General features: G+C 63.6%; 19 protein-coding genes and 1 pseudogene. 9 read left to right on the top strand and 11 right to left on the bottom strand.

The genetic code is table 11. From position 1 onward, the window contains the following. Window positions 1–83: 83 nt before the first annotated feature. Window positions 84–479, top strand: a complete 396-nt coding sequence (locus EJ077_RS31920; protein WP_245458665.1) for a hypothetical protein — start codon at window positions 84–86, stop codon at window positions 477–479. Beyond that, complete coding sequence (locus tag EJ077_RS31915; protein ID WP_416859550.1) at window positions 434–1,138, top strand: TauD/TfdA family dioxygenase; 705 nt, start codon at window positions 434–436, stop codon at window positions 1,136–1,138. Before EJ077_RS31920 ends, EJ077_RS31915 begins: the two co-directional genes overlap by 46 nt. Before the next feature lie 25 nt (window positions 1,139–1,163). Here EJ077_RS31915 and EJ077_RS07750 read toward each other — a convergent pair whose 3' ends face one another. From EJ077_RS07750 to EJ077_RS07735, 4 genes are all read right to left on the bottom strand, one after another. Beyond that, window positions 1,164–1,649, bottom strand: coding sequence for a hypothetical protein (locus EJ077_RS07750; protein ID WP_208700937.1), 486 nt, complete (start codon window positions 1,647–1,649; stop codon window positions 1,164–1,166). Between the two features lie 116 nt (window positions 1,650–1,765). Beyond that, on the bottom strand, window positions 1,766–3,790 hold the full coding sequence (gene rpoD, locus EJ077_RS07745; protein WP_127278332.1) for an RNA polymerase sigma factor RpoD: 2,025 nt from the start codon (window positions 3,788–3,790) through the stop codon (window positions 1,766–1,768). A gap of 427 nt (window positions 3,791–4,217) precedes the next feature. Beyond that, window positions 4,218–6,158 (bottom strand): DNA primase, encoded by a 1,941-nt coding sequence (gene dnaG, locus EJ077_RS07740; protein ID WP_208700936.1) that lies wholly within the window; start codon window positions 6,156–6,158, stop codon window positions 4,218–4,220. Window positions 6,159–6,299: 141 nt separating this feature from the next. Then, the gene (locus EJ077_RS07735; RefSeq protein WP_208700934.1) at window positions 6,300–6,680 is read right to left on the bottom strand and encodes an RcnB family protein; all 381 of its coding nucleotides are present in this window, start codon (window positions 6,678–6,680) and stop codon (window positions 6,300–6,302) included. Window positions 6,681–7,060: 380 nt separating this feature from the next. On the opposite strand from EJ077_RS07735, the gene EJ077_RS07730 reads away from it, so the two are divergent. The 3 genes from EJ077_RS07730 to EJ077_RS07720 all read left to right on the top strand — a co-directional run bounded on the left by EJ077_RS07730 (window position 7,061) and on the right by EJ077_RS07720 (window position 11,095). Continuing rightward, on the top strand, window positions 7,061–8,725 hold the full coding sequence (locus tag EJ077_RS07730; RefSeq protein ID WP_208700932.1) for a Na/Pi cotransporter family protein: 1,665 nt from the start codon (window positions 7,061–7,063) through the stop codon (window positions 8,723–8,725). A gap of 146 nt (window positions 8,726–8,871) precedes the next feature. Then, window positions 8,872–10,056 carry an MFS transporter gene (locus EJ077_RS07725; RefSeq protein WP_208700930.1) on the top strand — a complete coding sequence of 395 codons (1,185 nt, stop codon included), beginning with the start codon at window positions 8,872–8,874 and terminating at the stop codon, window positions 10,054–10,056. Between the two features lies 1 nt (window position 10,057). Beyond that, entirely contained in the window at window positions 10,058–11,095 is a 1,038-nt protein-coding gene (locus tag EJ077_RS07720) for a P1 family peptidase (protein WP_208700928.1), read from the top strand. Between the two features lie 5 nt (window positions 11,096–11,100). Here the strand turns inward: EJ077_RS07720 and EJ077_RS07715 are convergent, their stop codons facing one another. The 3 genes from EJ077_RS07715 to EJ077_RS07705 all read right to left on the bottom strand — a co-directional run bounded on the left by EJ077_RS07715 (window position 11,101) and on the right by EJ077_RS07705 (window position 13,454). Beyond that, window positions 11,101–11,658 (bottom strand): GNAT family N-acetyltransferase, encoded by a 558-nt coding sequence (locus EJ077_RS07715; RefSeq protein ID WP_208700926.1) that lies wholly within the window; start codon window positions 11,656–11,658, stop codon window positions 11,101–11,103. 89 nt (window positions 11,659–11,747) lie between these two features. After that, on the bottom strand, window positions 11,748–12,491 hold the full coding sequence (locus EJ077_RS07710) for an SDR family oxidoreductase (RefSeq protein ID WP_208700925.1): 744 nt from the start codon (window positions 12,489–12,491) through the stop codon (window positions 11,748–11,750). A gap of 138 nt (window positions 12,492–12,629) precedes the next feature. Then, window positions 12,630–13,454 (bottom strand): helix-turn-helix transcriptional regulator, encoded by an 825-nt coding sequence (locus tag EJ077_RS07705; protein ID WP_367142394.1) that lies wholly within the window; start codon window positions 13,452–13,454, stop codon window positions 12,630–12,632. A gap of 329 nt (window positions 13,455–13,783) precedes the next feature. Here EJ077_RS07705 and EJ077_RS07700 point away from each other — a divergent pair, with 329 nt between their 5' ends. Then, on the top strand, window positions 13,784–14,767 hold the full coding sequence (locus tag EJ077_RS07700) for a hypothetical protein (protein WP_208700923.1): 984 nt from the start codon (window positions 13,784–13,786) through the stop codon (window positions 14,765–14,767). A 41-nt stretch (window positions 14,768–14,808) separates the two neighbouring features. Here the strand turns inward: EJ077_RS07700 and EJ077_RS07695 are convergent, their stop codons facing one another. Further along, entirely contained in the window at window positions 14,809–15,600 is a 792-nt protein-coding gene (locus EJ077_RS07695) for an alpha/beta fold hydrolase (protein ID WP_208700921.1), read from the bottom strand. A 99-nt stretch (window positions 15,601–15,699) separates the two neighbouring features. On the opposite strand from EJ077_RS07695, the pseudogene EJ077_RS07690 reads away from it, so the two are divergent. Beyond that, window positions 15,700–16,625, top strand: a pseudogene (locus EJ077_RS07690) (LysR family transcriptional regulator). Between the two features lie 65 nt (window positions 16,626–16,690). Here EJ077_RS07690 and EJ077_RS07685 read toward each other — a convergent pair. Continuing rightward, window positions 16,691–17,140, bottom strand: a complete 450-nt coding sequence (locus EJ077_RS07685) for a GatB/YqeY domain-containing protein (protein ID WP_208700919.1) — start codon at window positions 17,138–17,140, stop codon at window positions 16,691–16,693. Between the two features lie 274 nt (window positions 17,141–17,414). Between EJ077_RS07685 and carA the strand changes: the two genes are divergently transcribed. Then, window positions 17,415–18,632, top strand: a complete 1,218-nt coding sequence (gene carA, locus EJ077_RS07680) for a glutamine-hydrolyzing carbamoyl-phosphate synthase small subunit (protein ID WP_208700917.1) — start codon at window positions 17,415–17,417, stop codon at window positions 18,630–18,632. A 147-nt stretch (window positions 18,633–18,779) separates the two neighbouring features. On the opposite strand, the gene EJ077_RS07675 is transcribed toward carA, so the two are convergent. Both EJ077_RS07675 and EJ077_RS07670 read right to left on the bottom strand, forming a co-directional pair. Continuing rightward, window positions 18,780–20,045, bottom strand: a complete 1,266-nt coding sequence (locus EJ077_RS07675; protein WP_208700915.1) for a TCR/Tet family MFS transporter — start codon at window positions 20,043–20,045, stop codon at window positions 18,780–18,782. Window positions 20,046–20,201: 156 nt separating this feature from the next. After that, on the bottom strand, window positions 20,202–21,131 hold the full coding sequence (locus EJ077_RS07670; RefSeq protein ID WP_208700913.1) for a neutral zinc metallopeptidase: 930 nt from the start codon (window positions 21,129–21,131) through the stop codon (window positions 20,202–20,204). Window positions 21,132–21,321: 190 nt separating this feature from the next. Between EJ077_RS07670 and EJ077_RS07665 the strand changes: the two genes are divergently transcribed. After that, complete coding sequence (locus EJ077_RS07665) at window positions 21,322–23,385, top strand: hypothetical protein (RefSeq protein WP_208700911.1); 2,064 nt, start codon at window positions 21,322–21,324, stop codon at window positions 23,383–23,385. Window positions 23,386–23,474 lie beyond the last annotated feature (89 nt).

The raw sequence follows: 23,474 nt of genomic DNA, 5'->3' as shown, positions 1-23,474 counted from the left end.
AAAACCCGCTTGATTGCGGCAATCTCCGTCGTGGCGTCAGCCCGGCAAAACGTCCGAAGCCGGTCCAGCCGCCGGAGGGCTTCATGCACGAAACAACACACCTGCCACCGGCACAGATCGACATTCCCGCCGCGTGGATCGGCGAGGATATAGCGAAGCATCCCGAGACATGGCTGGTCGAGTTGGAGCCGCAAGACGTGGCGGAGTTGGAAGCTGCAGCAACCAGCTTCCTTGCCAGCTCGCATGATATCGGCGGCGTGACCAAGGCGGATTTCCCCTTGCCTCGTCTGGGCGGCCATCTTGCCGCCCTTCGGGAAAAACTGATCGCAGGCATCGGGTTCGAGGTGCTGCGCGGTTTCCCGGTCGAAAGATATTCAGCCGAGATGGCCGCAACGATCTTCTGCGGGGTTGGCGCCCATCTGGGTAGCGCGCGATCCCAGAATGCCAAGGCCACATACTCGGCCATGTCCGCGACATAGGCGCCGACGCCAGGGACACTAAGACGCGGATCTACCAGACGGCGGAGCGCCAGACATTCCACACCGATTCCGCCGATGTCGTCGGCCTGCTCTGCCTGCAAGACGCCATGCAAGGCGGCGAGTCGCTGCTGGTCAGCACGGTGACGATCTACAACGAGATGCGCAAAATGCGGCCCGACCTGGTCCGTCTGCTGTTTGATCCGATCGCCACCGACCGGCGGGGCGAAATACCGGAAGGGCAAAAGCCCTATTTCGAAATCCCGGTGCTCAACTGGCATGCCGGACTTCTGACCGGCATCTATCAGCGCCAGTACATCGACAGCGCCCAGCGCTTCCCGGACGCCATGCGGCTGAGCGCCGCACATGTCGAGGCGCTTGATCTCTTCGACAGCCTTGCCAATGATCCCCAGTTGAACCTGTCGATGCGGCTGCGGCCCGGCGACATGCAGTTCGTCTACAATCATCCGCTGCTTCACGACCGCATGGGTTTTCGCGATTGGCCGGAACCCGACAAGCGGCGCCATATGCTGCGCCTGTGGCTGTCGATTCCAGGCGATCGTCCGCTGCCCGATTGCTTCCGACAGCGTTATGGCTCGATCGAGATCGGCGACCGCGGCGGGATCATCGTCGAGGGAACACGGCTGAACGTGCCGCTATAACTGACAATCCCCACGGAAATTGCAGTTAGTGAACAACATCAATTGCCGCCGCAAAAAGCCCGTCCGCCGTGCCGCGCCCGGTCAAAACCACCCGACTGCCCTGATGAAGTGTTTTTTGAAAATCGCCCGGGACACCGCATAGAGTGCCGGTCAGAATTGGCATGCCCGCCAGATCGACTTTATTGGGGCAACGGAATGACGAGCCCGCCGTATCGCCAACTGAAAACTCGAGTTGCATATCCTGGCCCACCAGTGCAGCCCGCCAAAGCGGGTATACTGTCAGGACTGTTGCGCGGACAATAATCCAGGCGAAGAAGGGCATCACGAGAACGCCGAAGACGGAAACAAGAAAGGTTTTGGTCGATATGTCCGAGGCCTGAAAGTCCTTCACAAACTTTCGGCAGAAAAAAAGGAACGCCAAACAGGTAACCGCCATCGCTACCGATTTCGCGGCTATATCGTGATGGCTTACATAAGCTTGCGACGGCACAAATGAATGGCCGAAACGCATGGCCGTAACTAGAACCCACCCGTGAATCGTAAGGCCAGCCACACTGAAAAAAATCAACCGGTGGAGACGGCTGCGGGGCAGTCGCCTCTCCGTTGTCTTCTCCATGCAAGCTAAGCTCAGCTGTCCAGGAAGCTGCGCAGCTTGCGGCTGCGGCTCGGATGCTTGAGCTTGCGCAGCGCCTTGGCTTCGATCTGGCGGATACGCTCGCGGGTGACCGAGAACTGCTGGCCGACTTCTTCCAGCGTGTGGTCGGTGTTCATGCCGATGCCGAAGCGCATTCTGAGCACGCGCTCCTCGCGCGGCGTCAGCGAGGCCAGAACGCGCGTGGTGGTCTCGCGCAGATTGGCCTGGATCGCCGCGTCGATCGGCAGGATCGCCATCTTGTCCTCAATGAAGTCGCCCAGATGCGAATCCTCCTCGTCGCCGACAGGCGTTTCGAGCGAGATCGGCTCCTTGGCGATCTTCAAGACCTTGCGCACTTTTTCGAGCGGCATGGCGAGCTTTTCGGCCAGTTCTTCCGGCGTCGGCTCGCGGCCGATCTCGTGCAGCATCTGGCGCGAGGTGCGCACGATCTTGTTGATCGTCTCGATCATGTGCACCGGAATGCGGATGGTGCGCGCCTGGTCGGCGATCGAACGCGTGATCGCCTGCCGGATCCACCATGTCGCGTAGGTCGAGAACTTGTAGCCGCGGCGGTATTCGAATTTGTCGACCGCCTTCATCAGGCCGATATTGCCTTCCTGGATCAGGTCGAGGAACTGCAGGCCGCGATTGGTGTACTTCTTGGCGATGGAGATGACGAGGCGCAGATTGGCCTCGACCATTTCCTTCTTGGCGATCGCGGCTTCGCGCTCGCCCTTCTGCACCTGGTTGACGATCTTGCGGAATTCCAGGATCGAGATCGCCGTTTCGGTGGCCAGGTGCTGGATCTCGGCGCGCAGGTCCTTGATCGCATCCTTCTCGTTCTTGGTGAATTCCTTCCAGCCGCGCGAGGTCAGATTGGCGATCGAGCGCGTCCAGTTCGGGTCGAGTTCGGAGCCCTGATATTCCTTCAGGAACTCCTCGCGGCGCACGCCATAGCTTTCGGCGAGGCGCAAAAGCTTGCCCTCGTTCTGCACCAGGCGCTTGTTGATGTCGTAAAGTTGCTCGACCAGCGCCTCGATGCGCGCCGTGTTGAGCGACAGCGACTTCACCGCCTTGATCAGCTGGTCCTTCAGTTCCTTCAGCCGGCGGTCCTGGCTGGGCGACAGCGTACCGGCAGCGGCCAGACGGTTCTCGACCTGCTGGTCCTGCAGCTTGCGCAGCTTCTTGTAGGTGTCTGCGATGACGTCGAGCGTCTCCATCACCTGCGGGCGGAGTTCCGCTTCCATCGCCGCCAGCGACAGGCTCGCCTCGTCCTCGTCTTCCTCGTCGTCATCGCCGATGCCGCGCGTATCGGCGCCGACATTGGTGACGTCGTCTTCATCGTCGCGTCCGCGGCGCGGCTTTTCCTCGGCCTTGGGCGCTTCCTCGATGCGTTCGACCACGGGGGCCTGCTTGGCTTCGGGGCCGGCATAGGTGGCTTCGAGATCGATGATCTCGCGCAGAAGGATCTTGGATTCGTTGAGTTCGTCGCGCCAGATGATAATGGCCTGGAAGGTCAGCGGGCTTTCGCACAGGCCCGCGATCATCGTCTCGCGGCCGGCCTCGATGCGCTTGGCGATGGCGATTTCGCCTTCGCGCGACAGAAGCTCGACCGAACCCATTTCGCGCAGATACATGCGCACCGGATCGTCGGTGCGGTCGGTCGGCTCTTTCTTGGTCGTGGTGGCGGCGACGGCGGTGCCGGTCTGCTCGGCCAGCTCGTTGGCGTCTTCCTCGGCGTCCGCCGCTGTGTCGCCCGCCTCGGCCTCTTCGCCCTGCTCGTCATCCTCGACGACGTTGATGCCCATGTCGGACAGCATCGCCATCGTGTCCTCGATCTGCTCGGAGGTCACTTCCTCGGAAGGCAGCACCGAATTCAGCTCGTCCATGGTGACATAGCCGCGCTTCTTGGCGGCCTTGATCATCTTCTTGACAGCATCATCGGAAAGGTCGAGCAAGGGCCCATCGGTGGCGCCTTCGCGTTCGGTCTCGACCTCTTCCTTTTCCTTTGTCGCCATAGTCTTTATCTTCTCCTAGCGGCCGGCCATCGCGGCCGCGTAAGCTGTCGGACCAGTCAAATCGGATACGCCCGTTTCCCTAAAACGCGCTTTACCCGGCCCATGAACTGCATCCACTCTTTTGTTTGGTGCATGCCGTTGCCCCAAAACCGGGTTCCACTCTTGGGCGGCATACATTAAGTCCAGATTAACCCTGATATCTGTGGCAGGCGAGCCGCCTGTCCAGTGATCAAGTACCTTGCATCGCTTGTTTCCCGTCGATGCGAGTGCGGGTTAACGTTTCGAATCGTCCTGATTCCGCCATTCTGTCCGAAGGTCAAGCGCCTCTGGCATGATTCGCATGAAAAAAGCGAATCAATTACCCGACTTAGCGCGCCTCGCCCCCAAGGGAACCGTGACCGCGCCTTCATTCCCGCACTCAGTGCACTTAGGCTCGCCCAGCCCTGCCCGACGAAACGCCGAATCCTTCGATCAGCGCTTCCGTCGCTTGTACATCCTGAAATTGCGCCTGAATTTCGATCAGATGGCGGAAGTTTTCGTCCGAAGGATCCGCTTCGAGGGCCGCTTCCGCCTGTTTCAGTTCCTTATGTAAGGTGCGCGCGCTGCGCTGCAAGTGCAACGCCTGGTTCAGGGCGTCGCGGGCATCCTCGAGGGCCGCCGTCTCCAGCGCCGGCCATTGCCGCGCCCGCTTGATCAGGCCGACCGCGCGCTCCCAGATCTCGGCGCAGCCGGCGCGTTCGATCGTCGCCACCACGGCGTGGCGGTCATTGGCCATGTCATGCGCCATCGCGTCGAGAATGGCGGCGTGCAGCCGCGTCAGGTCGGAATTGGCGAGGTCGAGGAACTCGACATGGGCGAAATTCTCGTCGATCAGAGCCGGATGGTTGACCAATGCCACGATGATCGTCGCCTCGCGCACCGACATCCCCTCGCCGCGCCTGACCAGCGCCGACTGGCCGAGGCTTTCGGTGATCGGCATGCGGCCGCCACCGGCCTTGGCGAATTGGCCGCCGGGTGCGGGCTTGCCCTGGCCGCGTTGACCGGGCCGGCCGCCATCCTGACGACCTTGCCGCGCACTGCGCTGCGAGCCGAAGAAGCTCAGCACCCGCTCGCGCATCTCCTGCTGGTAGTGGTAGCGCAGGCTTTCGTCGCGGATGCGGCTGGTCAGTTCGCGCAGCGTCTTCTCGAGTTCAGCCCGCCGCTCCGGCGTGTCGAAGACGCCGCCCGCCGTCTCGCGCATCCACAACAGGTCGACCAGAGGCCGCGCAGCGGCCAGCACGGCGCGGAAGGCGTCCGGCCCCTCGGCCTTGACCAGATCGTCGGGGTCCTTGCCTTCCGGCAGTAGCGCGAAGCGCGCCGAGCGTCCGGCCTGCACTGACGGCAGCGCCATGTCGGCTGCCCGCCATGCCGCCTTCAGCCCGGCCTTGTCGCCGTCGAAGCACAGCATCGGCTCTGGCGCCATGCGCCACAACAATTCGAGCTGGTTTTCGGTGAGCGCGGTGCCGAGCGGCGCCACGACATTCTCGAAACCGGCCTGCGCCAGCGCGATCACGTCCATATAGCCTTCGACGGCGATGACTGTGCCGCCTTTCGCCAAGGCCTTGCGGGCGCGGGCGAAATTGTAGAGCACATTGCCCTTGTGGAAGAGCTCGGTGTCGGGCGAGTTCATGTATTTGGCGAGCGCGTCTGGCGCCAGAGCGCGGCCGCCAAAGGCGATGATCTTGCCGCGCGAATCCGGGATCGGGAACATGATGCGGTCGCGGAACCAGTCATAGGAGACCGGAATGTCGTCGCCATGGCGCACCAGCCCGCAGGCCTCGATATCGGCTTTCGGCACACCCTGGGCCGCCAGATACTCCTTGAGCGCATTGCGGCTGTCGGGCGCGAAGCCGAGCCGGAACGACTGCTGCGTCGCCGGCGTCAGCCCACGGTCTCGCAGGTAGGCGCGGGCCTTCGCCCCTTCAGGACCCTGCAGACGTTCCTGGAAGAAAACCGTCGCCATCTCCATGACGTCGGTCAGGCTGGCGCGTTCCTTCTCGCGCTGTTCCTCCCGTTCATCACGGACCGGCATCGGCACGCCGGCCATGTCGGCGATCTTCTCGACCGCCTCGGGAAAACTCAGCCCTTCGAGTTCGGTCAGGAACTTGAAATGGTCGCCCGAGACCGAGCAGCCGAAACAGTGGTAGCGGCCCTTCTTGTCCTCGCAGTGGAAGGACGGGCTCTTCTCGCCATGGAACGGACAGCACGCCCAATAGTCGCCGCGCGACGCATTGGTCTTCTTGCGGTCCCACGCCACACGCTGGCCGATAAGCTGTGAAATCGGCACGCGGTCGCGTATCTCGTCGAGGAAGGCAGGCGGAAAGCGCATGTGGGAACTCGTTTCCCCACCATATAATCATGCCCGCGATTTCAGACGACCCCCAATAGAGGCCATACCCGGTTTCCACAGGGCAAAAAGAACGGCGGCCATTGCAGGCCGCCCCTCGCTGTCAGTCAGATTTGCGCTGACTTACTGCGCGGCAAGCGCGCCGAAGATGACGCCGGAGAGGATGCCGACCAGCACATAGTCATTGCCGACACGGATCCATTCCTGGCCGCGGCCGGGACGATGCAGGCCATAGCGGCCATAGTCGCGGATCGGCTGGTGCTGCCTCCAGCCGGAATATTTCTGGCCATTGCGCCAGGTGTTTCGCTTCACGACGACCTTCTTCTGGACGAACCGCTTCTGGATGACGCGCTTCTTGACATCCCGGTGAGTAGGCTTCTGCCAGTCGACCTTGGTGTAGTTCGACTGCGGCGCCACTGGCGCGTTCATCGGCGCTGCCTGGCCGGTAAGCGAGGTGGCGGCCAGCATCGAGAAAGCGAGGGCGGAAAGAACAATGCGTTTCATCAGGGGTCTCCTTGGTTGTCGATGCCAGGAGGGATACCGGCCACGGGATGAACCGAAACTGAACGCCAGAATTACAATTATGTAATGAATTCTTGTGCTTATCCAAAAGATTTGAACATCGTCACAAAGACCGGCGCCGAAACATCGCAGATCCTGCCGATCCACCGCTCATGCCGGTGCAACCATTTGCTAGCCCGTCCATTTTCCGACACCGGCTGTCGCCTCGCGGCGGCCCCTTGAGATCGACAAATTTTTATTATCCGGCTAAAATATTCCGGCTATATTCCCAAGGCTGTCATGACCATGATTCGTACCCTCGCCTTCACCCCCCGTCGCCATGCTGGCCGCGGCAAGCGCCATGCACGCATGCAGGCGCCGCGATGAGCGGTTCCGTCGTTCTCCTGCATCTGGCCGGCGCCGTCGCGCTGATGCTGTTTGCCACCCGCATGGTCAAGACCGGCGTCGAGCGCGCCTATGGCGACGTGCTGCGTCATCGCCTGCGCGCCACCATGCGCAATCCGATCATGGCGGTGCTGGCCGGCACCGGCCTTGCGATCGCGCTACAAAGCTCGACGGCGGTCACGCTGCTGGTCGGCTCCTTCGCCGGTTCCGGCATCGTCTCGGGCGCCGCCGGCCAGTTGGCCGTGCGTGGCGCCGAGATCGGCTCGGCTCTGGTGGTCAAGCTGCTGACCTTCGATCTCACGCTCTTGGTGCCGCTTTGCCTGATATCAGGCACGGTGATGTTCATGGCCACCGAGCGGCGCGACTGGCGACAGACCGGCCGCATCCTGGTCGGCATCGGCCTCTTGATCCTGTCCCTGGAAATGATCGGCCAGGCGTCCGAGCCGCTGCGCAACAGCCAGTTGCTGCCGGTCATCCTCAATTACTTCTCCAGCGATTCCATCACCGCCTACCTGTTGGCGGCAATGATCACGTGGCTGTTCCAGTCGAGCATCGCGGCGGTGCTGTTGATGGCGACGCTGGCCGGCCGCGGCCTGATCAGCCCTGAACTCGGCCTCGTCCTTATCCTCGGGGTCAATCTCGGTTCGTCGCTGATCGCGCCGATGCTGACACGCTCGGCCAGCCCCGAAGTCCGTGTCGTGCCGGTCGGCAACCTCCTGATGCGCGGGCTGGGCTCGCTGGTCATGCTGATCCTGTTCATGATCTTCCGGCCGCATGTCGCCTTCCTCGGCCCGACGGCGGCCGATCAGATCGTCAACGCCCATATTCTGTTCAATGTGATCATCCTGCTCGCCGGCCTGCCGCTGGCCGGTTTGGTCTACCGAGCCTCGGAGAGGATCGTGGCGCTCGGCGCCAAGCCGGCGCCGGGCGCCACGCTCGACGTCGTCGAACTGTCGGCGCTCAACGAAAGCGCGCTTGATGTGCCGAGCCAGGCTCTGGCCAACGCCACACGCGAGGTGGTGCGGGTCTGCGAGACTGTCGAGATCATGCTCAAGCGCATCATCGAACTCTATGAGGACGCCGACTCTGACAAGATCAAGGCGCTGGCGGCCCTCGACGACCGTGTCGACCGCAGGCACGCGGCCATAAAACTCTACCTCGCCAAGGTCACCAAGAACCCGCTGACCGAAGACGAGGCGCTGCGCTGCCAGGAATTGATCGGCGCCTGCGTCAAGCTCGAGCAGGTCGGCGACATCATCGTGCGCAACATGCTGATGCATGTGAAGAAGAAGCTCGAGCGCGGCCTGGAATTCACCGACGAAGGCTGGAGCGAGCTCTGCGCCTTCCACGGCTCGGTGCTGGCCAATGCCCGGCTTGCCTTCAACGTGCTGGTGTCGCGGGATCCCGAAACCGCCCGCCAGCTTGTGCTGGAGAAGGACCGGCTGCGTGACCGCGAGAAGGAAACCAGCGCCAGCCATTTCCTGCGCCTGCGCGAAGGCACCGCCAAAAGCGTCGAAACCAGCTCGATCCACCTCGATACCATCCGCGACCTGAAGCAGATCAACTCGCTGCTGGCATCGATGGCCTATCCTGTGCTGGAAGAGCGCGGCCTGCTTTTTGGATCCAGACTGAAGGCGAGCTGACAAAGTCGCCAATTTCCCCCTCGAGGGGGAGTTTGGCGCTTCATCGCTGCACCCCGCTCAAGAAAACCTAAACCGGCGACAAAATTTCTGGATTGCCCGCCACGGCCATCCATGGTTTGAGCCTCCATTTCGAGGGTCTCTTTTTCATGTCGCTGCCGCTCATCGCCCTGTTCATCGCCGCTTTCGCTTTCGGCACCACCGAATTCGTCATCGCCGGGGTGCTGCCGCAGGTGGCGCAAGGGCTTGGCGTTTCGGTTCCTTCCGCCGGCTACCTCGTCTCCGGCTATGCCTGCGGCATCGCCATCGGCGGTCCGCTGCTGGCCCTCGCCACCAAGAGCCTGTCGCGCAAGGCCTTGCTGCTCGGCCTCGCTGTCGCCTTCACGCTCGGCCAGGCGGCCTGCGCGCTGGCGCCCGACTTCACCTCGATGCTGTTGCTGCGCATTGCCGTCGCGGTCGCGCACGGCGCCTATTTCGGCGTTGCCATGGTGGTCGCCGTCGGCCTGGTGCGCGAGGATCAGCGCGGCATGGCGGTCGCCGTCATCCTGTCGGGCCTCACCGTCTCCAACGTCATCGGCGTGCCGGCGGGCACCGCGATCGGCAACATCTGGGGCTGGCGCGCGACCTTCTGGGTGATGGGCGCACTGGGCGTGGCGGCAACTCTCGCCATGGCGGCCCTGTTGCCGCGCGCCACCGGATATCAGGCCAAGTCGGCGAGCCTTGCCAGCGAGGTCCGCGTGCTGGCGCGCCAGCAGGTCTGGACCTCGCTGATCCTGATGCTCATGCTGATGCTCGGCCAGTTCTGCTTGTTCACCTACATCACCCCGACGCTGCTGGAGGTCACAGGGCTCGATGAAAACCTGGTGCCTTGGGTGCTGCTGCTCAACGGCGTCGGCGCCACGCTTGGCGTCTTCCTCGGCGGCAAACTGTCCGACTGGAAACTGATGCCGTCGCTCATCACCATGCTCGCCCTGCAAGCGGTGACGCTGGCCATCATCTATCTCGTCAGCCCCTACCCCCTGCCGATGGTTGTCGCGATCATCGTCTGGGGCGGTCTCAACTTCGCCATCGGCACCCCCATCCAGACCCGCATCCTGGCATGGACGGCGGACGCCTCCGGTCTCGCCGCTTCGCTCATCCCGTCCGGCTTCAATATCGGCATCGCATTGGCCGCATCGCTCGGCGCGGCCATGCTCAATGCCGGCTACGGTTATCGCAGCCTGCCGGTTGTTGGCGCCTTCGCGATGGCGGTTGCCGTCATTGTGGCTGTCATTTCCCATCTCTGGGAACGCCGCAGCGACACCAGCCCGCCGGTACCGGTGGCCGCCGAATAACATGGCAAGGACTGTCGCTGATTTCGGCCTGACCTGCGGCACCTTGCCGGCGGGCACGCACAATGCGATCACCGATGTGCCTGGCGTGCGCGTCGGTCACTGCACGCTGCGCGACGGCGACATCAACACCGGCGTGACCGCGATCCTGCCGCATGGCGGAAACCTGTTCCGCAAAAAGGTGACGGCGGCAAGCCATGTCATCAACGGCTTCGGCAAGACCATCGGGCTGATGCAGGTGCAGGAACTCGGCACGATCGAGACGCCTGTTCTCCTGACCAACACGCTCTCGGTCGGCACCTGCGCCACGGCGCTGATCCGCGACGCCATCCGCCAGAACCCCGATATCGGCCGCGCCACCGGAACCGTCAATCCGGTGGTCGGTGAGTGCAATGACGGTCCGCTGAGCGACATCCAGGCCATGGCGATATCGGAAGGGCATGCCCTTGCCGCGCTCGCCGATGCCCGAGAAGGCGCCATCGAACAGGGCAATGTCGGCGCCGGAACGGGAATGAGCTGCTTCGGCTTCAAGGGCGGCATCGGCTCGGCCTCCAGGAAGATCGCGCTCGGCGGCGGACACCATCTTGGCGTTCTCGTCCTGTCGAATTTCGGCAGGCCCGGCGACCTCGTCCTGCCCGACGGGCGCCGGCCCGATCCCAGGCGGCAAGCCGAGGCCGAACGCGGCTCGATCATGGTCGTTCTAGCGACGGATGTGCCGCTCGAACACCGCCAGCTCGAGCGCGTGGCGCGCCGCACCGGGGCCGGCATCGCCAGGCTTGGCTCCTTCTGGGGCAATGGCAGCGGGGACATCGCCATCGCCTTCAGCACCGGCAACCTGATCGACCACGATGAAAACCGCGATCTGGTGCCGCTGCTCGCACTCAACGAAGCGCGCATCGACATTCTTTTCAGGGCGGCGGTGGAAGCGACGCAGGAGGCGGTGCTGAACTCCATGCTTTCCGCCGACGCTTTCACCGGCAGGGCCGGCACGCACCGCGCATCGCTCGCCGACTGGCTGCGTGATCAGGCCGAAAGGCGATAGGCCTCTTACAAATCGATCCGGAACCGCAGGCTCTCCACCCCGCCATAGGCGGCGTCCTCGAAGAAGCGCTCGACGAGTTTGCCGCCATTGGCCAGGATCACCTTGTGCGAGGCCGGATTGCCCGGCTTGGCGGTGAGCTCGACATAGGGCAGGCCGACCGCCCTCGCCTCGTCCAGCATCAGCCTCACCGCCTCGGTGGCGTAGCCGCGCCTCCGCTTCCACGGCACCACCGCGTAGCCGATATGGCCAAGCACGTGCGGCGGCAGTTCCGCCGTGCCCTTCCGCCAGCGGAAGCCGATCGAGCCCGATGCCTCGCCGTCCCAGATCCAGCGCCGGAACCCCGGCAGGCGCGCTACCTGTGTGCCATCGGGCAAGGTGATCGGGCCACCCTTGGCCTCGGGATCGTCGAGGCTGGCGAGGAACGCTACTGGGTCCTCGTCGATCGCCGCGAGTTCCGCGCGTGTTGCCTCCATGAGCCGCACATTGTCCGGCGACCAGCCGCGTTCGAGCGCCGCCTTGTAGGACGGCAGATGTTCGAGCGCGGGTTTGACGATCTCGATCATGGTCGATGCTTCCTGGAAGTCGAAGCAGGCATAATCGGGGCCGCCTGAACGCTCAAGCCCGCTCGAAACCGGATTTCGCCCGGCGCACTTCAGCCGGCGTTCGCCAGGGCGACCGCATCCGCGCCAGCCGGGAAGCGCAGTTGTCCTGAATTGTCGTGGACCGCCGCCCAGATCGCTTCGGCGACGTCGCTTTCCTTGGTGGTCAGCGCGGGCTGAGCGAAGGCAGCGAAGACCGGCGCCGCGAAATCGGCGTAGGCTTGCGGGATCATGTCCTCGATGCGCACCGACGTGTTTTGCGCGAACCGTGTCGTCGGTGCATACCCGGGTTCGACCAGCTTTGCCCGGATACCGAAATGGCCAAGTTCGTGCGCAAGCGATCCGGTGAAGCCCTCGATGGCCTGTTTGCTGGCGGTGTAGGCCGCCGCCAGGGGCATCGCAGCGAGGGTGGCGCTGGAGGTGACGTTGACGATCACACCGGACCGGCGCTCGCGCATCTGCGCAATCACTGCCTGCGCCATCGCCATCACGCCAAGCGTATTGGTCTCGAAGACCTTACGGATGTGTGACATCGTCGTCGCTTCAAAGGCACCGACCACGCCGATGCCGGCATTGTTGACCAGAACATCGATCGGGCCGGCGGCCTTGACCACCGCGGCGATGCTGTCCTCGCTGGTGACATCCAGGGGCAATATCCGCAGGCGCTCCGAGCGCGGCAGGATGTCTTCTCGCGGCGTCCGCATGGTGGCGATGACATTCCACCCTTTGGCGAGGAAATGGCGGGCGGTCTCTAGGCCGTAGCCGGACGAACAGCCAGTTATCAGGATCGTTTGCATGACAAGCTCCGTTGGTTGCAATGCATCCTCGTAAGCTTGTCATCACAGACGATCTATAATCAAAAATCCTTATTTTGTTTCCAACTGTCCAGTACCCTTGCATACCACCTTGAAAGGCTTCGGCGTAAGCGCGCGCCCTCATCCGGCCGAGCCGATACCGCCGCCGCGGGCGAACTTTCCAGGAGAACAGCCAAGCCGCTTCCTGAAGGCGGTGCTGAATGCGCTCGCGGATTCGTAGCCGATCTCCTCCGCTATCTTGTCCAATGTCTTCGAGCCCCGGATAAGGGCGTCTTTCGCGATCGCCATGCGCCAGCGCGCCAGATACTCGATCGGACCGCAGCCGAGCACGTGCACAAAGCGGGCTGCGAAAGCCGAGCGCGAGAGCCCGGCAATCCTGGCAAGTTCAACGACAGTCCAGCCCGCCCGGACATCCCCGTGCATTGCGCGCAGTACGCGCGCGAGCACAGGGTCCCGCATCCCGCTGAGCAGGCCGGCCGCACCGGAGGCGATGCCGCGCCATCGCAGCGCTTCGACGAGCAGAACCTCGAGCAATCGCTGCAGGACCATCTCCTTGCCAGGATCTTCGTTCTCGCACTCTTGCCTGATGAGTTCGATGACCGTACCCAGCCTCCCGGCACGCCCCTGCGATCCCGGTACATGGATGACGCTTGGAAGCAGCGCGACCAGAAGCGGGGCATTGACCGGCTCGACCCGGAACGTCCCACCGAGTGCGACAAAATCGGGTTCGCCATTCGGGTCGCCATGCTGGACGTCAATATCCATGGGCTCGCGAAGCGCACAGTCGATGCCCGGATGGCTGCTCAGCGAGAAGGGCGGTGTGGAAGGCAACAGCAGAAAGTCGCCTGTCTCGAACTTGATCGGCTCCCGGTCCTCGAACGCGATCCAGCACGCGCCTTCGACGATGATCGTAAAACCGGGCGCATCGTAGGCGGCGTATCGCACGCCCCATCGGCCGCGCCCCTGATGGGTTTGGAGACCGCCGTGTTGGGTTTCAGAAGAGCGATGACGTCGCTAAGCGGATCCATTTCAGACGACAGATAATTATTTCCAGGAAATCGTCTATAAATCGTCCTGCCGCTATGTCCAGTTTGGTCCGCGGGAGAAAGTAGCCTGGCTTTCGATGCCGCCTCCACAGGGCTGGTCACAAAACGAACGCTTCAGTCCACGCTAAACAAGATGTGTCTCGCCGATCGGCGCGAGACCTTTTATGATTGGTTGCGGGTGGCGACACCCGCAAGGATTCGCATGGATTCGGCAGGAGAATAGAACCGGTGCGGTTGAGATCTGTCCCGTTGGGTGTCGTCGTCACCCTCAGCCTTCTTATCATCGTCATTGCGCTGACGGCATCGGCCCGATCCTTTGCCGCGCCATCGGCCGTTCCCGCCTGGCTGCAGGCCCATGTCGGCGACGCCGACGGCCAGATCTCGCAAGTGGTGCTGGAGCGGGCACGCGCGCTCTACCTGCAGAAGGTGGCGCAGGGCGCCGTCCGGAACCCCTGCTATTTCGCCATGGACGCCACCCGTCCCGGCGATCTGGGCAATGGCGTGCTGGGACGCCGCTACTATGTCGTGTGCGAAGCCAGCCAGTCGTTTCGCGCGATTTCGTCGGGCCACGGCGGCGGCCGGAACCTGAAAGGCACCGTGAACTTTTCGAATGGCAGGCGCTGCGCCAAGAACTTCGGCAACGCCATGGATTCGGAACTGACCGCCGGCGGCGCCTACATGACACGCGAAGCGAAAACCTCTTTCAAGGGCTTTTATCGCACCGGCGCGAAACAGGATGTGGCTTTCCAGCGCACCTTCATCCAGTTCGACGGCGAAGGCGAGGCCGCCAACGCCAGGCAGCGCGTGATCGGCGGCCATGCGGCGCAGGTGCTGCGCACCATGTGCATGCGCAAGACCCCGAACAGCGCCTATGCCGACCACGATGGCATGGTGCCGTTCGGCAAGCTGGTGGACTATGCCGGCGGCCGCAGCAATGGCTGCACCAGCTGGTCACCGGCCGATGCCAGGCAACTCATCTCGATGGTGAAGGACAATCCGACCACGCTCTACATCTACCCGGAATCGCGCGACATCGCCGCCGTTGCAAGCGGCCATTCCGCTTCGGGCACCTACTGGAACGCATCCTGCCTGAAGGAGATCGGTACGCCGAAATTCTGGCCGCGAAAAACCCTCGAGCCTGTCATCGCTCAGTACCAGGCGGACCATCCGGCCCCGCCACCCCAGCCGCTGCCGATCTGCAAGGGGTCGTGAAGTCCGCTCTGCCTTCCGACAACGGACTTCGCGGATCACACTCAGAGCAGGAAGCCGAGCACGGCCTGCATGAACTCGGCGGGGTATTCCACGTTCGACAAGTGGACCGCGGGCAGCACGACGAGCTTCGCGCCGGGCACCGCGGCCGCGATCAACTCGCTATGGCTCGCCGCAGTCACCGTGTCGTGCTCGCCGGCGATCACCAGTGTCGGCCGGGAGATCAACGCGACGGTGCGGCGAAGATCGACATCGCGAACCGCCGCGAACAGGCCGGCCAGGCCTTGCCGGTCGATCGCCAGCAGCATGGCGCGGAATTCCTCGATGACGGGTCCGTTGGCCGCCACCATGTCCGCCGGGAACCAGTTATTGAGGAACACTTCGGCCGTTTCCGACATGTCCGGCGCCTGCCGCACGACGGCAATCCGCTCGTCGAAATAACTCGCCGGCGAAAGGTGAGACGAGGTGTTGCTCAGGATCAGCCGGTTGATCCGCTCGGGCGCGTGAATGCCGAGCCACTGCCCGACGAAACCGCCGAGCGACAGGCCGAGAAAATGCACGCGCCCGAGGCCGAGCGCATCGATGAGTTCGATTACGTCGCGGCCAAGCCGGTCGAGGGAATATGCGCCGACTGGCGCGCTCGACCCGCCATGGCCGCGAAAGTCGTAGCGCAGAACGCGGAAATGCCTGGCCAACTCTCCGACCTGCCCATCCCACATACGCAGCGTGGTGGCGATGGAGTTGGACAGCACCAGCACCGGCTTTCCGGAGTCGCCGTCGAAGCGGTAGGCGATGCGCGTGCCGTCGCCGACAGTCACGAAATTCAGCTCACTCATGGTGAAGATCCTTTTGGAACGTTGAGTGAGGCAAAGCGTAGCTGTGGCCGGTTTTGGTGATATTACAAAGATAGGACAATCTCTGTAATAAAAACTGACATGGCCGAATTCACCTTGCACGATCTTCAGTGCTTCGACGCCGTCATCCGCACCGGCGGCTTTCAGCCGGCCGCGACGATGCTGCACCGCTCGCATCCGGCTGTGTTCGCGGCCGTCGCCAGGCTGGAACGCCAGCTCGGCCTGGTGCTTTTGGATCGCAGCGGCTATCGCGTTCGTGCGACCGGAGCGGGGCTGTCGTTCCAGCGGCGCGCGCAGCTCCTGCTGCGCGAACTGGACGGCCTGCGCGTCCATGCCGCCCAGCTCTCTATGGGCGAGGAAAGCGAGGTCCATGTCGTGATCGGCGATCTCTGCCCGCGCCCGCGGGTGCTGGGCATGCTCGGGCGGTTCTTCGCCCAGTGCCCCGGCACCCGGCTGCATCTCCATTTCGAAGCCGTCGGCGGCCCCTGGGAGCGCCTTTTCGACGACAAAGCCGATCTGATCCTGCACTGGATCGACAAGGGCGACGCACGAATCGAATGGATCGACCTCAGCAAGGTGCCCTTCATTCCCGTGGTGGCGCCGGGCTTCCTGCCCGAACGCATCGAACGACCGATCACACTGGAGAAGATGCAGGCATTCACCCAATGCGTGATGCGCGACACCGCCCAGCATTCGCCACGACAGGACTACTTCGTGGTCGAAGGCGCGCCGCAATGTCTGGTCCCGATCAAGCCATGAAGAAGGAAATCATCCTGCAAGGCCTCGGCTGGGGCCACCTGCCGCATTTCCTGATCGCGCAAGAGCTGCGCGACGGGCAGCTCCTGTCCATTGCCGGCAGTCATCTGCCGGGCCGCACCGACGAATTGGTCGCGGCGCGCCGCCGCGACCGGCCGCACGGGCCGATCGCCAATCGTCTGTGGAACCATATCCAGCAGGAAGCGCCGGCACTGCGCCGTGCGTTGGAGCCTGGGAAATCAGCCCAATAGCAAGCTACGGCTTTGCCTCGAGTGACTGGCCGTGTTGGACGCCTGCCGACGCGAGGGTAAAAGCCCTATTGCAGTAGCCCCTTGACGATGCCGCTTGCCTTGCCGAAATCCATCTGGCCGGCATATTTCTGCTTGAGCGCGGCGATCACCTTGCCCATGTCCTTCTGGCTGGCCGCACCGGTCGCGGCAATTGCCTCGCGCGCCGCCGCCGTAATCGCCACATCGTCAAGCTGCGTCGGCAGGAAGCCGCGGATGATCTCCATCTCGCCGCGCTCCTGAGCCGCCAGTTCCGGCCGCTTGCCGTCCTCGAAGGCCTTGGCCGATTCCTCGCGCTGCTTCACCATCTTGGCCAGGATCTGCAGGATTTCCTCGTCGCTGGCGGGTTCCTTGCCGGCACCGCGATTGGCGATGTCGCGATCGTGGATGGCGGCCTGGATCAGCCGCAATGTCGGCAGCCGGTGCTTGTCCTGCGCCTTCATCGCGGTCTTCAGGGATTCGGCGATTTTCACGCGCATTGATCTCTCTCCTTCGGTCGGCGCGGACAATAGCGCCGGGGGCAGGCCAACGCAAACCCTCATATGCCAGGGCAAGCCTATGATATTCCTCAATGAAATAAATCGCGGCGGCGTTTCGCATGATCATTGACCGCCCTGCCCCTTCCCCTATGTACTGGGCCTTGCATGAAGTGAAGCTTGACTGCGTGGAGGCTGCGAAATCGCTGCTTTGCGCCCTTTGCCGCGCAGATGGCCCGCCGGGCTCGTTGCAGCGCGGCCTGATAGGAGTGCCGCCATGGCCGAGATGACGCCCGCGCTGACCCCACCCTGGGCCACTGAAAAGCCGACCGCCCTTCTGGTATTGGCAGACGGCACCGTCATCGAGGGTCGCGGCCTCGGCGCCACCGGTTCGGCGGTGGCCGAAGTCTGCTTCAACACGGCACTCACCGGTTACCAGGAAATCCTCACCGATCCGTCCTATGCCGGCCAGATCGTCACTTTCACCTTCCCGCATATCGGCAATATCGGCACCAATGGCGAGGACATCGAAGACCTCAACCCGGCCGCCCGTGCCGGCGCCGTCGGCGCCGTGTTCAAGGCCGATGTCACCAACCCGTCCAATTACCGTGCCGCCGGCGATCTCGATCAGTGGCTGAAGAAGCGCGGCATCGTCGCGCTCTCGGGCATCGACACCCGCGCGCTCACCGCGCTGATCCGCGAAAAGGGCATGCCCAACGCCGTCATCGCGCACGCTCCGGACGGCGTCTTCGACCTCGACGACCTGAAGCGGCGCGCCGCCGCATGGTCGGGCCTGATCGGGCTCGATCTCGCCAAGGAGGTCACGTCGGGCCAGTCCTCGGTCTGGCGCGAGACGCCCTGGGTCTGGAACGAAGGCTTTGGCGAACAGGACGAACCCTCGCTGCACGTCGTCGCCATCGACTACGGCGTCAAGCGCAACATATTGCGGCTGCTCGCCGGCCTCGGCGCCAAGGTCACTGTGGTGCCGGCCAAGACCGGTGCGGAGGAAATCCTCGCCATGCAGCCCGACGGCATCTTCCTCTCCAATGGCCCCGGCGATCCGGAGGCCACCGGCGACTATGCCGTGCCGGTCATCCAGGACCTGCTCAAGACCGACATCCCGGTGTTCGGCATCTGCCTCGGCCATCAGATGCTGGCGCTGGCGCTGGGCGGCAAGACCGCCAAGATGCATCAGGGCCATCACGGCGCCAACCACCCGGTCAAGGATCACACCACCGGCAAGGTCGAGATCGTCTCGATGAACCATGGCTTTGCCGTCGATGCCGACTCGCTGCCCGCGGGTGTCGAGGAAACCCATGTCTCGCTGTTCGACGGCTCGAATTGCGGCATCGCGCTCACCGGCCGTCCGGTGTTCTCGGTCCAGCATCATCCTGAGGCTTCGCCCGGCCCGCAGGATTCGCACTATCTGTTCCGCCGCTTCGTCAACCTGATCCGCCAGAAGCGCGGTGAGGAATTGCTGGCCGAGCGGGCCTGACTCGATCCGTCAGCGCTGCCCCTGCCTGCCGGCATCTTCTCCCCGTTTGGAGACAGGGAGAAGGCCGCTGACCGAACGCCGGCGCCCTTTCTTGCAACGTTGGCAATTGGCGAAACGACCGATGACAGCGTAGCGCGAATGCGACTGTCATGCCTGTGCTCCATCCTTGGCCACGCCGGTCGAGGTGCTGCCAAGCGGCGCCGGCCTCGCCACCTTTGTGACGAAGACGATGACCGCCAGCAACAGGAAGCACGCGCCGACCAGATAGGGCGCGCCGCCGAAGGTGACGGGCGCGCTGGGTCCGGTGAACCAGGAAAAGATCGAGGTATAAAGCAGCGGCGTGATGATCGAGGTGATCGAGAAGATCGAGGTCATCGCGCCCTGCAACTCGCCTTGCGCCGAAGGCGGCACCTTGGCGGCGGCGAGGCTTCTCAGCGGCGGATCGGCCAGCGCTTCAAGGCAGCCGACGACGATCACCGCATAGATCATCCAGCCCTGCGAGGCGAAGGCGTAACCAAACGCGCTGGCCGCGGTGAACGTCAGGCCGATGACCGCCGTTCTCCACTCGCCGAGCCTGGGGATTACACGCGGCAGCACCGTGCCCATGACGATCGCGCCGCACAGGCCGAAGGCGCCGAGCGAGAAGCCGATCTGCTGCTCGCTCCAGCCATAGCGGTAGTTGGAGACGAACGACCACACCGCTGGATACATCATGTGGCCGAGCGTCATCAGGAAGAAGACCAGCCCGATCCAGCCTATGCCTTGGTACTGGCGCATCTGCAGGAGCGTGCCGACCGGATTGGCACGTTTCCACTCGAAGCGGCGGCGATGCTTTTCATCGAGCGTCTCGGGCAGGAAGAACATCGCGATCAGGAAGTTCACGAAGGCGAGCCCGGCGGCGAAAAAGAACGGCACGCGCGGTCCGAACGTGCCGAGCAGGCCGCCCAGCACCGGCCCGATGACGAAGCCGACGCCGAAGGCAATGCCGAGCAGGCCGAAATTCTTCGCCCGGTTCTCGTCGTTCGAAATGTCGGCGATGAAGGCCGACGTCGTCGAATAGCTGGCGCCCGAAATGCCGGCCAGCACACGTCCGATGAACAGCATCGGATAGGACCAGGCGATGGCGCAGATCAGATTGTCGATGGAGAAGGTCAGCACCGAGGCGAGCAGGATTGGCCGCCGTCCGAACCGGTCGCTCAGGCCGCCCATGATGGGCGCGAAGAAGAACTGCATGGCCGCATAGACGAAGAACAGCCAACCGCCCTCGATCGCCGCTTCGCTGATGCCGACGCCGGTCAACTCCCTGAGAAAGGCCGGCAGCACAGGCATGATCATGCCGAAGCCGATAATGTCGAGCAGCAGCGTCGTGAAGACGAGCGCGAGGCCCCGCCTGGCGGTTTTGGGGTCGATCATGATGGGTCAAGCTCCTCTGGCCGCCCTGGGGCGGCGGGCGGACGCACCTTATAGGCGAGCAAGCGAAAAGGAACAATGAGGGAACAGGCAGGAAGCTTTGATCCTGACACTCCCTGACGGCGTCGCGCCGTCAGGTCTTTTTCCGAAAACGACTGCTTAGAGCGGCCCGCTCATCGTATTGCAGTCCGACAGCTTGCCGCTCTTGTAGCCGCGCGCCAGCCAGGTCTGCCGCTGCTGCGAGGTGCCGTGGTTGAAGCTTTCCGGCACGACATAGCCCTGCATCTTCTTCTGCAGCGTGTCGTCGCCGATCTGCTTGGCCGCGTTCAGCGCGCTTTCGAAGTCGCCCTGCTCCAATATGCCCTTCTGCCCGGTGTAGTGCGCCCACACGCCGGCGAAGCAGTCGGCCTGCAGTTCGATGCGCACCGACAGCTGGTTGGCGTCGGCTTCGCTCATGCCTTGGCGCATCTGGTTGAACTTCCCCATGATGCCGGTGAGATTCTGCACGTGGTGGCCGACCTCATGCGCGATGACGTAGGCACGGGCGAACTCGCCGGAAGCGCCGAACTGCTGGTCGAGTTGCTGGAAGAAGGTCATGTCGAGATAGACCTTGTGGTCGCCCGGACAATAGAACGGTCCGGCCGCGGCGGAAGCAAAACCGCAGGCGGAGCGGACCTGGCCGGAAAACAGCACCAGCTTGGGGTCCTCATAGGTCAGGCCTTGCGACTTGAAGATGCCTGTCCAGGTATCCTCGGTCTCGGCGAGCACGGTCGCCACGAACTGCTTCATCTCGTCATTGGCCGGGCTACCCGCGCCGCTATCCTGGCCACCGCCGCTATTGTCCGTGATCTGGCCACCACCGCCCGGCAACAGGCCGCCGTCGCCGCCGCCCAGGATCGCTGAGGGATCGAAGCCGAAATACCAGCCGGCAAGCACGACAAGGATGACGAGGATGATGCTGCCGCCGCCACCGGTCCGGCCGCCGATGGGCAGTTGGAATTGACCGCCGCCGCCACCGATCCCGCCGCCGCCACTGTCGCTGCGGTCGTCCTCGATATTGTCACTCTGACGACGGCCTCTCCAGAGCATGGCAACTCCTCGCGCTCCCAACTTTCCCATTGCTCCGGCAAGGCCGGCTCAATCCAACAAACAATTATCGTAATGGTTGCGCCAAGTCACAGCATTTTTCGTACCAGGCAGCGCTGGGCTGGCCGTTTCACCGCACTGGCCGGGAGCGCGCGAGGCCTGTAGCATCGCCGGCATCGGAGGGGTTCGAGGCTTGAGAACGATCACAGGTTTCCTGTCGCTGCTGGTGCTGTGCCTTGGGCTTGAAAATGCCGGCGCGGTGACGCTCGATTCCAGCGTCGCGGTTACCGATCCCGCCACCTTGCAAGCGCTGGAGCGTGGCGGCCTGTCGATCAGCCGCCTGCTCGGCCCCGCCCTCGGCCTCACCCGCGACGTCGACAATCGCGGCCTGTTTTCGGTGCCGGCGCTGGCCACGGTGCGCGACACGGTCAAGCGCGAGATATCAGACGAGCCGGAGACCAGCCCCGACCCCTATGTCGCGGCCATGGCGAAATCGAACGACACCAGCCAGAAATTCAATCCCAGATATATCGATGACGACGGCTCGACGCTCGACCTGACTGGCGTCGTCAACCGCATGGACCGAGGCTATCTCGGCCACACCGAATGCGGCGAGATCCGGCTGATCTACCGCTTCCACTATTCGGTCCAGGAAAAACCGGTGAACGGCAAGCCCGGCCAGCGCATTTCGTCGCGCCTGCCGCTGACCATGAGCCTGGTCTTCAACGCCAAGCCTGGAAAGGCGCAGGCCCGCGCTTCGAAGGACCTGCCCAGCGCCACCGATGCGTCCTGTGCGGACGTCGCCAGGCGCTGGCTGGCCGCCGGTCGAAAGGACCTGCCGCCGGAGCAATTGGCCGCCTGGCTGCGCTCCGACGAAGGCCCGCTGTCCGGCGCCATGCTGAATTCCTCGCAGATCATGAGGCTTGAGCTCAACATGCAGGTGCTCAGGCTGTCGGCGTCGACGCGGCGCGATTTCGGCGGCCATGCCGAGTATCTCCTGAAGATTTTCAAATGGGACCCGGCCATTTCGAGCTTCTATGAAGCCAGGATGGAAAACGAGATCGATCGGCCAACCGTGCTGGCTGACAGGCCCGCCTTCGCCAAATGGCTGCTTACCGACCGCAACATCTACGATCTCGACCATGGCCGGCTGGTTGTCGACGAGAAATTCCTGGCCAAGAGCGCCGTCTCGGTGGCACCCGGCGGCTTGAGCCGCTCGCAGAACAACATCGTCCATGGGCTGGTCGATGACGCCGACATCGACAAGGCGCTGAAGGACTATGTCGCCAGGGGCAACACGCTTGCCACCATCAAGTCGGTCGCCGGCTTCAACCTGCGGCTCAACGAGATGTCCTGCACCGGCTGCCACCAGACGCATGGCATTGCCGGCTTTCACTATACCGGCGCGGACCCGGCCAGCGAGCCGCGCCGCAACGCCGTCTTCGTGCCGGGCTCGGCGGTCTTCTTCGCCGACCTGCCGCGCCGCCGCGCCATCGTCGAGGAATTCGCCGCCGGCGGCCATCCCGATTTCACCAGGGGTTTCGCCGCCCGTCCCGACCAGAAATACGCTGACGCGCTGAAAGGCACCGATCTCTACAATGGCTGGGGCTCGATCTGCTATCGCGGCGAGGATGAAAGCTTCAAGGACTGGACCTGCGGCGCCGGCCTGCGCTGCGCCGGGGTCCACGAAAGCGCCATCCATCCTGGTTTCGGCACCTGCGTCAGCGAGAAAGGCACCGCGGTCGGTGACCCCGTGGAATTCGGCGAGATCAGGATGTCGACCTGGGGCAGCGACCGGTATTGCCGACTGTCGCCCGCCACCGCCAAGGATTGTGGCATCGACCCGGCGCGCGACAGGAAGCCGGTGGTCAAGCTCGCCGGCTATGGCGCGGCGCGCCAGCGCTACGACAATCCCGAGCAGAAGACCGGCGGCTTTCCCGGCGGCATGCTGCGCAAGGCGAGCTGCGACAAGCTCCCCGACGAGGCAAGTTGCGGTCGCCTCGCCAAGACCGGCTTCAATGATTGCATCGCGTCCGGCAAGGACCATAAATTCTGCACGAAGGAATCCACCAAGACCGCCGGCCTGCGCGCCTGCGACAAGGCGCATCCCTGCCGCGAGGACTATATCTGCACCGCCGGATATGACGATCTGCCCGAGGCCAAGCCTGGCGAAGGCACCTGCATCCCGCCCTATTTCATCTTCCAGTTCCGCGTCGACGGCCACCCGCGCAGCTGGAAGCAGGATGTCAGCGAGTGAGCTGTCGGCTGACTGGGCAACAGCACCAAGTAAACCTTCATTAACCATAAGCGGAATAAAAGCGTAAGCGATTCAAAGGGATCCTTCCG

The organism is Mesorhizobium sp. M8A.F.Ca.ET.057.01.1.1 (genome assembly GCF_003952565.1).
GTDB lineage: Bacteria > Pseudomonadota > Alphaproteobacteria > Rhizobiales > Rhizobiaceae > Mesorhizobium.
Note: the sequence above shows the minus strand (reverse complement) of the source record. Positions and strands in the feature narration are given on the sequence as shown.